This is a genomic window from Hoylesella enoeca JCM 12259, assembly GCF_000613405.1.
In the GTDB taxonomy this organism is placed as follows: domain Bacteria; phylum Bacteroidota; class Bacteroidia; order Bacteroidales; family Bacteroidaceae; genus Prevotella; species Prevotella enoeca.
The window spans coordinates 16,892-27,070 of sequence record NZ_BAIX01000032.1; the positions used below are offsets into that span (position 1 = coordinate 16,892).

Sequence of the window (10,179 nt, forward strand, 5' to 3'; positions counted from 1 at the left end):
TATGAAATTCATTAAAATCAGTATGTTATTCATCGCTACGATCCTTGCCATAACGGCTTGCAGTGACGACAATAACAAGAAAGAACAAATGACAAACGGCCTCGATCTCAGTGTCGTTGGTAATGCTTTCATGGCCGAAGACGATACAAACGGCATCACGATCAAGGCACTTTTAGCTTTCACTCCCGATAAAGAGGAGACCGTGGAACTCTTGGTTACCGGCAACGAAGATAATATCGTGCGGATTGAAAACTCTGTCTTGACTTTCAAACCGGGACAAAAAGAATTGACGATCAAGGTGTTATCCAATGCGAAACATGCACTCTCTGTGCCGAGGACCATCTCTCTGACTGTGGGAAAAACATCCGATCCGATGATCAAAGCCATTGGGAAAGATATTAAGATTACCATCAATCCCGACTCAGATATCCCTGCTCTTACGCCCGAACAGCTCAAACTGATTGCCGGATATAAGGAGAAATATGGCATTGATGTGTCGCGCACGCTTGGAAAAGTGTCTGTCGAAGCTGTCGTTACATTCAATACACAAGACAAAGAGGCTTATTTCAATGGCGAGGCACAAAAAACATTCAAAGGATATACCATCATCACGCTTAGCGAAAAAGCCACGGCCGACACTCCGATACTGAAAATGACGGAGAATCCGATGGGTCTCACCTCATTCTTCTACGATGTGTTGAAACGCAAGACCGTAGAAGACACGGAATTCTTCTTGGCCACTCCGTATGGTAATGCAGCTGTCAAGGCTGTCGGTTATGATCCAGCTAAGGAGACATTCACCGCTTCGCTCGATGGCATCAAACTCATTCCAGCCAAACAGTCTGTCGATTTTCTGGCACAAAAAAACGATATTTACGGTGATCCTATCATCGGTCTTGCCTTCAATTACACCTTTTCGGCATGGGATCGATTGCTCGCTTTGAAAGAAAAAGGTGCCGTTGTTCAAATCGAAGAAGGCGGAAAACTCGTGGGATATAAGATTGATGACGACTTCCTCACTATGGGAGGATCGATCGCTCCGCAGCGTTGGCTCGCTGTGAGCGATGTCAGCAAAGACACATTCGGAAATTCTCCGACTGATTGGATACAGCCCACGGCAAGCTACGATTTTACCAAAGGTACGATGACTTTTGTTTTCCCGTGGGATTTTGATTCTGCCAATGGCTACGAACAAGTGCGCGTTACTTACACGATGCACCCGTAAAGGCCGAATGATCGGAACATAAATGATAAGAAAAGAAGTATGAAAGATCATTCGTCTGGTTATTCCTTACAGAATGATGAATAGTGAGGCTAAATTCAGCATTAAATCAATCATAAATGATGAATTCTCTTTCCGGTTTGCAAAAAGCCGTTACTTGGCTTGCAATTAGCGGTTTTTTAACTTGCGAAAAGCCTGCTTTTGCAAGCCAAGTAACCGTTAAACGTCAGCTCATCGAACACCCGCGGGGAACCGTCGAAGGAACACTTGCCAACGGACTCCATTATATCGTCCTTCCCAATGAATTGCCCCGACACGATGTGGAGGTGAGATTGGTGATGCGTGTCGGCTCTTTGCAGGAGACCGATCAACAGAGAGGAGGCGCCCATTTCTTAGAGCACAGTGCCTTTATCGGCACAAAGCACTTTCCCGGACACGCATTGATCGACTATTTTGAGCGGCAAGGCATGAAGTTCGGACGTGATATCAATGCTTTCACCGGCTTCGATCGGACAATCTATTGGCTGTCATTGCCCATGGAGCAGACCGATCATCACGTGTTGGATTCTGCCTTTTTGGCAGTTAGAGACTGGCTGACAGGAATCAGTTTTGATTCCGAACGTGTCAGGAGAGAGCGTGGCGTGATCGTTGAGGAACTGCGCGGTTACAGCACAGGCGATGATTTTTATCCGCTGAAAATCAGCAAAGGGCGTTATGCCCAACGAATGCCGCTCGGCACGGAAGCCGATATTCAACGTATTGACAGTGCCACGTTGCAGGCATTTTATCGTGAATGGTATGCGCCGCAATTAGCAACTGTGATCGTGGTGGGCAATATCGATGCAGGAAAAACCGTCGATCTGCTGCGGCGAAATCTGTCATCGATCCCGCGGAAACTGTTGAAAAAACAGTTGACTTATCCTTTCGACTACCCCAAAGGCATATCTTGGCAGGAAGTGAGAGACTCCATGCAAACCTCGACAAAACTCGAAATCATCGTGCCTCATCGCGCAACTGTGGTCAATTCAGTTGCATCGGCTGTACAGAAACAACAGATGAACTTACTCATAACCTGTCTTTCTAATCGATTGAATGCACAGAAAATAGATTGCAACGTATCAAATAATTGGTATTTGGCCGATAAAGACCATTTCGTTTTGAGTTTTTCGGCCAAAGATAAAGCCGCTTTACTCCATCAAATCACAGCTACGGCGCGCGAAATTCGGTGTTTGTTACGAAACGGTTTTTGTCCGGGTGAATTGGAAATCGGCATCGACAACCGACTCGAACATCTTACTCCGGACACCACGCAACGTCTATCCACCGATCTCTGCGATGATTTCACTGATTATATTACGGCTGGCGATCGTCGGCTTTATGCTCCAGAGGATGTGAACAAGGTGCGGGCACTACTGAAAAAGACCGATCATGAACAACTGAAAAAGCTCCTCCGTAATCTGATTGACAACTTGCAGCAATGTCGTTTGCTGGCCTATACCAACCGTGTGTACCCCATGAAATTCCGTTGACATCTCACGACGTAGATCGAGCATGGCTGACTGGCTGGCAACAAACGACGAGCCAATACGCCTTTCATCCCCACACCGACGAAGAGAAACCAGTCATCATGCCACCGTGTTTAGCAGATAAACACACATTCGATGCACAACAGATTGTCGGTCGAATCTCATACACCGACTTGGGAGTAACAGAAATCAAACTTCGCAACGGCATTCGGCTTCTTCTCCGTCCCACATTGGGAGACGAACAGACGCTTTCCATCGCGGCACTCGGTCGTGGTGGCACTGCCGATCTCAGCAATCGCGATTATCGGAAATATCACGACGCGGTGAGTTATGTCGATATGGGTGGACTCGAAAAGGTAAATCCCGACACGCTTTTGGCCGTGATGAATCAAGAAAAACTGTCGATGGTCGTGGGCGAAGATAATCATTGGCACCAGGTTTTGGCGTCGGCACCGGTCACTCAGGCCACAGAACTCTTCAATATGGTTTATGAAAAGATGTGTCATCCGGGTTTGAATCGCACCGATTTCACAGAAACTCGCCAAGCCGAAGCCGATGGATTGGGGAAAGAGACTCTGTTGGAAAGACTAATGCAGCACGATGCCGACCGGATGATCAACAATCGCATCGACTCGCTTACAGGTAATGCGCTTAGCGGAAGACGCCCGAAACTAACAAAAAACGATATCAATGCACTCGACATCGATACACTCACGCAATATTACAAACGCCTGTTTGCCGATCCATCGCAACTCACGATCATCCTCACGGGGCATTTCCCCTTGGAAGAAACAGCACGAATTGCGATCTCAACATTCGCTCGAATGCAGCGTGCTGATAATGCATTTACATTCAAAGACACACCCTTTGCCCCGCCCGCAACGACTTATACCGAAACGTTCGATGGCGGAAACGACGATCAGACGGTACTCAATTATGTCTTTGCAGGCAATTATCAGCTCGCTTCGTGCTTCGTTGCGTCTCAAACTGATGCGCGACATTCTGCAAGACCGACTGATCCGTATCCTGCGCGAGCGCGAAAACATCGTCTATTCACCCTTTGTCGATCTCTATTATAGCGGTCGTCCGCAACAGATATACCATTTCCGACTCACGATTTCGGTCAAAAATGCAAACAGGACACGTGCCGATCACGTATTGAATAGCATCATCGAAGAGCTGAAACAACATCCCGTTTCTGTTTCGGAACTCGATAAGATGAAGCGATCTTTCATCGTGACCAAACGCAAGACGCTGTCGGATAAAGCGCCGTCAGAATGGAAGACCGCACTGACATCGCTCATTCGTAATGGCGAAAGTATTGCCGACTTCGATAATTATGTCCGTTGTCTCGACACGATTACGCCCGAAGACGTTCGCCAAGGATTTGTAAACGATTTGCAATGGAACAAGAAATTCTTACTCATTAAATCCCAAAACAATGTCAATCCATAAACTTTTACACCGCGTCCTCATGACAACCGTATTGCTATTCGGTCTTGATGCCAGCGCACAAAAGACACCCGAAGCCTATAAACTATACGATCATGCGGGTCGAGAGATCACATTTCAATCATTGATCAAAGCCCTCTCCGCGCCCGATGTTGTCTTCATCGGCGAGATGCACAACTGCGTTGTCACGCATTGGTTAGAGTTGAAAATCCTCCAATCACTGCATGCCTACACGGGAAAAAGCTCGAAGTGGGTATGGAAATGTTTGAAGCCGATACGCAGCTCATCATCGACGAGTATCTGAACAATATCATTTCGAGCGACCGATTTGAAGAAGAAGCGCGCATTTGGTCAAATTACAGCACCGATTATGCGCCAATCGTCTCCTATGTGAAAGACAACCGAATTCCGCTGATCGCAACCAATGTGCCAAGAAGATATGCCAATGTGGTGAAGACTCGCGGCCTGGCTTATCTCGATTCACTCTCATCCGGCGCCAAACGTTATCTGCCGCCTCTGCCGATACGTTATGTGGCAAACGCCAATGCTGCCTCCGGATTCGCAATGATGGGGCTGATGGGCAAAAACAAAGGAGCTGATCCCGAACGCATGGCACAAGCACAGGCCCTCAAAGATGCCACCATGGGTTGGTTTATTGCGAAGAATCTACACGGGAAATTCCTGCATTTCAATGGGAGTTATCATTCAGACGCCCACGAGGGGATCATTCCTTATCTGCTGCAATACCGTCCCGGCACAACGATCAAAACCGTCAGAGCCGTGCGGCAAGAAGACATTTCTCATTTGGAAGACGATTACAAAGGACTCGCCGACTATTACATCTGCGTGCCCGAAGACATGACCACGTCTTACTAAGCGCTTCCCTCTCCCACCGATTACATTCATTAACATCAATAATTATGAGAAAACAAATCATGTATCTATTGCTGTTCGGCTGGCTACTCACACCTTTGAGCGCATGGGCCGACAGCAACGTCAAGTTCCTTTGCATCCAACTCCGCGACGGAACGACTGCCGAATTTGCATTGGCAGACCACCCCGTGATCACGCTCACGGGCGGAACAATGAAAGCAGAAACGGCCAAGAAAACCATCACAGCATCCCTGGCCGACATCGTCCGCTACACGTTCAAGGAAGAAGGAGGCACAACCGACATCAGCAATGATCCTCAAACGCAACCCTCACAACCGCAATCGATATTCGAAGAAGGACACGTCCGCTTTACCAATCTGCCTGCACGCGCATCCATCAGCGTCATCACCATCGACGGTCGACAGGTGCTCCAAACGCAAGCCAGCACAGACGGACGCGCAGATATAGACCTCTCTCAACAGCGACCCGGCATTTATATCATCCGGACAGCCACCATCAAGATCAAGGTCTTCAACAAGTAATAACCCAAAGATTCAATCATCATAAATCAACAAAACCCTTCACACAATGAGAAAATATTTACTTTTACTCGCTCTTTCCATGGGATTCACCTCACTGTCTGCCCAAAATTACAAGATGAAAGTGACCAAAAACAACGGTGAAACCATTGAAATCTCCGCCAACGATATTCAAAACATCACGTTCGAAACAAGCACTTCGCCCCAGCAACCAGACCGTTTCGTCACCGTTGCCGGCATCAAATGGGCCACGGGCAACCTGCAATACGACAAAGGAACATGGAAAATCGCCGATCACCAATGGGAGTATTTCAAGCCCCGTTACGGCTTTCATCGCAACGCAAGCGAAGCCTACAATTTCGAAATACCGCAGGCCGACGATCAGATCGATCACTTCAACTATGGCGTTTGCGGCTCAAACGCGCTGACTCACAGCGATGCCGTATTCGCAAACACCACGAAAGTCAACATCTCGGGCAAAATGTACACCGATGACAAACTCCAACACGAGACAACCAACTTTCAAGAAGCAACCTTCGGAGACATCGCTTACTGGGCCACGAAAGGGAAATATCGCATGCCCACGTATCAAGAGATCCTGAAACTCACCAGCGAAGCCTCGTGGCAATTCGGCTACGTCGTCGTCGAAGGCGACAAACGCATCTACGGCTACCTCGTTACCGATCCCGACGGCTATCCGATGAAGAACAGAAGACAACGCGAACTCACAAAAGAAGAGATCGACAAAGGCCTATTCCTACCCTGCGCCGGCTCGCGTTATGAAAACACCAATGCCGTGAAATATGCCGGCTACGGCGGCTATTATTTCGCCTCCATCCTCTTCGAAGAATCAACGGATTGGGCACGAAGCCTGCAATTCGACAACGATGACGTCTACGATAACAACGGCGAAAACTGTCGCCACGGCAACTCCATTCGTCCGATACTCGTAGAATAGAAAGCCGTTGAATGTTAAATGACAAATGTTGAATGACGAATGATTTGCACTGTCACGCAATTGAAAATTAAAAAGGTGAGGTGCTAAGCACAAAGGCACTGAAAAAGCTTACTTTTTCAGTGCCTTTAATTTTACCCCTGGCCTTTCTTGCCTTGTCTTGCTTTCCCTATCGCCATGCCTGGCAGGACGAACATTCCGGCATCCTTGTTATAATCAAATCTGTCTTCGTCCTTACAAATCTTTATCTTTAAGTCGAAACTTACACAGCGAACTGAGATTTATAAGATCGGCATTCTCCGGAGTCATGACAAGAAAATACTTGAACGACATATCGTAATGTGACCTTTCCACAACGTTTCCGGTTTTTCACTCTTTCACTTCTTTCAGCTCGTCCTTCTCGCGCACAACCCACATCGTCCGTTTCGGATCGGTGGTGTAAGCCAACTCATAGGCCTTGCTCTTGCCAGTCCCTTGCGTCTTGCCGGTGAAGGTGAGGACGTTGGGGGCGATGCCGTTTTCCTCCTCGAAGCGGCGGATCAGCGGGGCGAGTTCTTTGCGGAGCGCTTCGGCCTGTTTGTCGGCGTGGGCTTTGTTTGTGGCTGCCCGACCGGCCAACAGCGTCCGGCGGTTATCCACCAAGTTGTTGTATTGTGTGATGAGCGCGGTGATCTGCGTTGAAGGCTCCAGCTCGTCGAGGGCGTCGATGCGGCGGAGCACGGCGTTGAGCGCTTTGTCGGTGGCGGCGCGCAGCGGTTTGATATCGAACGAGCCGGCGGGAGCGCCCGACTTCACCCGGGCGTGGAACAGCGTATCAAACGCTTTGTTGTCGGCATCGAGCAGGTTGACATACACCTGTGCTTGGAGGCGCGCCACGTGTGGTGCGAGTGCAGCCGTGCGCAAATCGGCCACGAGGTTTTTGATCAGTCCCGTCTCTTTGTCGTAATTGCTTGCGGCCACGTCGGGATAGGCCTTCATCACGCGGTCCACGGCTTCGGCGGCGGCCAACACGGCCTTGTCGGCGCTGTTGAGGTGTAGCGCCACGAGCAACCGCAATGATTGATAGGATTTGTCGCGCTTGCGATCGGCCTCTTCCAGCGCCTTGGTATCGGCCCCGGTGCGCGGCTGATTCAGCACCCGATCTTCGTCGGCCACGCAGGCCGCGAGCGGACCCAACACCGCCGTGAGTTTCTCCACTTTGGCCTCGTTACAGAGTTGCAGCACGCGCGACGCGAACTGATAATGCTCCATGTTTTGGAGCTGTCCTCTCTTAAAACTTTTCAATTCCATTGTTTTTATTGTTTAGGTGATTAAAAACAGCGCGTCATCCATGGATGACGGCTCGTTTTTGTTATTTTTTGCTCGTCATCCGTGGATGAAACGCAATTTTTCTCATTTTGAGGCTTTCATCCATGGATGACGAGCTATTTTTCTCATTTTCGGCATTTCATCCATGGATGACGCGCTGTTTTTTTCATTTTCGAGCTTTCATCCATGGATGACGAACCATTTTTCTCATTTCCTTGATCTTAATACTTCACAAAAGCGCGGACGCGGAGCAAATCGTTGTTTTTGGTATTAGCACCCCAGGTTGCATACTCTGTGTAAAAGAAAACGGCGCCAGCGTTTTGGTAGTTGAATTCAGTACTCGACCAATACCAATCAGTAGCAATACAAATTGTACCACCTACTTGGGTAAAAGCAACTTGAGCTAAATGACTATACCAATTGTAGTTGGCTCCATACATTTGAACTTCTGTTTTGTTGCCAAAACCCAAAGCAGAGAACATCCACTTCCAATCGCTCCACGACGGGAAATACCATTTCAGTGGGGTAAGACCTGTATAGGCCGTGCCAGGATTATATTCGGCACATGCTTTAAAGGCTGGGAAGATAGGATTGGTTGCCTTGACACCGAAGGTCCCTGCACTATAACTTGGATCCCATGTCTCATCTATACCACTTGTCGTTTGACTGGTTAATGCATCATTTATATTTGTTACATTATGCGTGCTGTTTTGCATATAAGAATATGTATTGTTACACCAAAATATCGTAGTTCCTTCATTGACATCTTTCAAGGCAATGGCCATATGCTTGTCCCTATCTAATACCGCGGCAATGGGTATTTTGGGAGTGCTGAGTGGAGTCCCGTTTTTATCAATGTAGCGTTTCGTTATTCCATCACTTTCGCGCAGAGCAGTGTATTGGGTCGAATTGATAAAGTCGGTTGTGCCATCGCTCATCAGATAAAGAAAGTTAGGTTTGAGTTTGATCTTTACCACATATGATTTGTTGGCTGCCATCTGAAGCGTGGCGTTGAGCTTTGAGACATTAAAAACGGGGATGGGTTTCCAAAAGACGGTGCCGGCCGAGATGCTTGTCAGTTTCAGTTTGCTGCCCTCAGTGGTGGGGAGGAAATAATGGTAGTCGCTCGTAGAAGTATAAGAATAGTTTTGGCCTTGGTTTGAGGCGTAGTATTGAGTTTCTGTGCTGGCGGGTGAATTGCTGGCCTCGGCCGTCATGGTACCGTTGGTAGCGGTATAGGCTTTCGTCGCAGGGTTATAGGCTACGCTCGCAGGAATCACGTTAGCGGCCGTTTGCTCGAGCGTGGCGGTGATGTTTTCGGGGATATGCTTTTGGCAAACGAACTGGGTGTGTAGACGACAGCCGACGTGCTTCATCGTGAAAAACACCTGTATGGGTGTAGGGCCAGTGATGTTACCCGTGGCAAAGCCCATGCGTGCAGTTTCTGCCTTAGCGCGTGTGGTGGTTAGGTTCGTGCCGCTGACAGTTACGTCGTCGTTAAAGGCAACGAAATCGTAGGTGCCGTAAGGGAGATTTAGTTTCTTGCTTGAGCTGGCGTCGGGCGTGAAGTACCAACCGCTAAACGTGCCCTTCATTTCGCCTTTGAGTGTGCCGGCTTGGTAAGCGCGGATGGTGTAGTGGCCGTTGGCCGGTGATAATGCGCCGCGTGTCTTCTTCGCTGCCGGTTCGCTTTCCACGCTGATTTCGGCTTCGCAGTCGCCCAGGTCTACGATCTGCGGCTTTGTTGTTTCTGACGTTCTCGTCAGTGTTTCATCTTCGCCAAAGTCTTCGTTGGTAAAGCTGAATTGAATGGCTTGTGTTGGTTCTTTCTGTTCGTTGTTCTCGTCGTTGCTGCAGCTCGCTGTGAATAACAGCAGCGCTGCGCTTAGAAATATATACTTCTTCATTGTTTCCTTGATTTTTAATCGTTGATTACTCAAATTCATACTCTCCTCCGTCGACATCCTCGTCTGGATCCCAATCTTCTTGCTGCGAACCGGGATTGGGGCGCACCGACGTGCAAACAAATCGCTCTGTCGCCGCTTCGACGACGTGGCATTCGGGCTTCAGATAAGCCATCAAACTCTCTACTTGTTTCTTCATTATTTCATATTGTTTTGAGTGAATAATTCGTGAAAAATTTCCCCTTGCCGGGTTGGCAAAAGGGCATAAGAAAAGGAACAAAGGGAACTTCGTGAAGCCCTTTGTTTATTGGGGTTTAGCTCACGCCTTACGCGCGCGCGTAAGGTAAAGCCGTGAAGGTGTCTACGCCAGGTGCGATGTGTGTGTGTGTGTGTGTGTTAA

Annotated in this window: 9 protein-coding genes and 1 pseudogene; 7 read left to right on the forward strand and 3 right to left on the reverse strand. The window is 48.5% G+C overall.

Features of this window, described 5'->3' with window-relative positions; translation table 11 throughout:
• The first annotated feature begins 1 nt into the window (after window position 1).
• The 7 genes and pseudogenes from JCM12259_RS09200 to JCM12259_RS09220 all read left to right on the forward strand — a co-directional run bounded on the left by JCM12259_RS09200 (window position 2) and on the right by JCM12259_RS09220 (window position 6,570).
• On the forward strand, window positions 2–1,225 hold the full coding sequence (locus JCM12259_RS09200; RefSeq protein ID WP_025066243.1) for a DUF4929/DUF8472 family protein: 1,224 nt from the start codon (window positions 2–4) through the stop codon (window positions 1,223–1,225).
• A 116-nt stretch (window positions 1,226–1,341) separates the two neighbouring features.
• On the forward strand, window positions 1,342–2,751 hold the full coding sequence (locus JCM12259_RS16550; RefSeq protein ID WP_148299611.1) for a M16 family metallopeptidase: 1,410 nt from the start codon (window positions 1,342–1,344) through the stop codon (window positions 2,749–2,751).
• Window positions 2,748–3,827 (forward strand): peptidase M16 family protein, encoded by a 1,080-nt coding sequence (locus JCM12259_RS16750; protein ID WP_159105380.1) that lies wholly within the window; start codon window positions 2,748–2,750, stop codon window positions 3,825–3,827. Before JCM12259_RS16550 ends, JCM12259_RS16750 begins: the two co-directional genes overlap by 4 nt.
• Window positions 3,739–4,203, forward strand: a complete 465-nt coding sequence (locus JCM12259_RS16755) for a peptidase M16 family protein (RefSeq protein WP_159105381.1) — start codon at window positions 3,739–3,741, stop codon at window positions 4,201–4,203. Before JCM12259_RS16750 ends, JCM12259_RS16755 begins: the two co-directional genes overlap by 89 nt.
• Window positions 4,190–5,076, forward strand: a pseudogene (locus JCM12259_RS14805) (ChaN family lipoprotein). The gene JCM12259_RS16755 and the pseudogene JCM12259_RS14805 overlap by 14 nt, the downstream one beginning before the upstream one ends.
• Window positions 5,077–5,120: 44 nt before the next feature.
• A complete protein-coding gene (locus tag JCM12259_RS09215) occupies window positions 5,121–5,615 on the forward strand; it encodes a T9SS type A sorting domain-containing protein (protein ID WP_025066244.1) in 495 nt (164 codons plus the stop codon).
• A 46-nt stretch (window positions 5,616–5,661) separates the two neighbouring features.
• Complete coding sequence (locus JCM12259_RS09220) at window positions 5,662–6,570, forward strand: hypothetical protein (protein ID WP_025066245.1); 909 nt, start codon at window positions 5,662–5,664, stop codon at window positions 6,568–6,570.
• Between the two features lie 366 nt (window positions 6,571–6,936).
• Here the strand turns inward: JCM12259_RS09220 and JCM12259_RS09225 are convergent, their stop codons facing one another.
• From JCM12259_RS09225 to JCM12259_RS16760, 3 genes are all read right to left on the reverse strand, one after another.
• Window positions 6,937–7,857 carry a DUF6261 family protein gene (locus JCM12259_RS09225; protein ID WP_025066246.1) on the reverse strand — a complete coding sequence of 307 codons (921 nt, stop codon included), beginning with the start codon at window positions 7,855–7,857 and terminating at the stop codon, window positions 6,937–6,939.
• Window positions 7,858–8,096: 239 nt separating this feature from the next.
• Window positions 8,097–9,782 (reverse strand): hypothetical protein, encoded by a 1,686-nt coding sequence (locus tag JCM12259_RS09230; RefSeq protein WP_025066247.1) that lies wholly within the window; start codon window positions 9,780–9,782, stop codon window positions 8,097–8,099.
• A gap of 25 nt (window positions 9,783–9,807) precedes the next feature.
• The gene (locus tag JCM12259_RS16760) at window positions 9,808–9,978 is read right to left on the reverse strand and encodes a hypothetical protein (protein ID WP_156409612.1); all 171 of its coding nucleotides are present in this window, start codon (window positions 9,976–9,978) and stop codon (window positions 9,808–9,810) included.
• Window positions 9,979–10,179 lie beyond the last annotated feature (201 nt).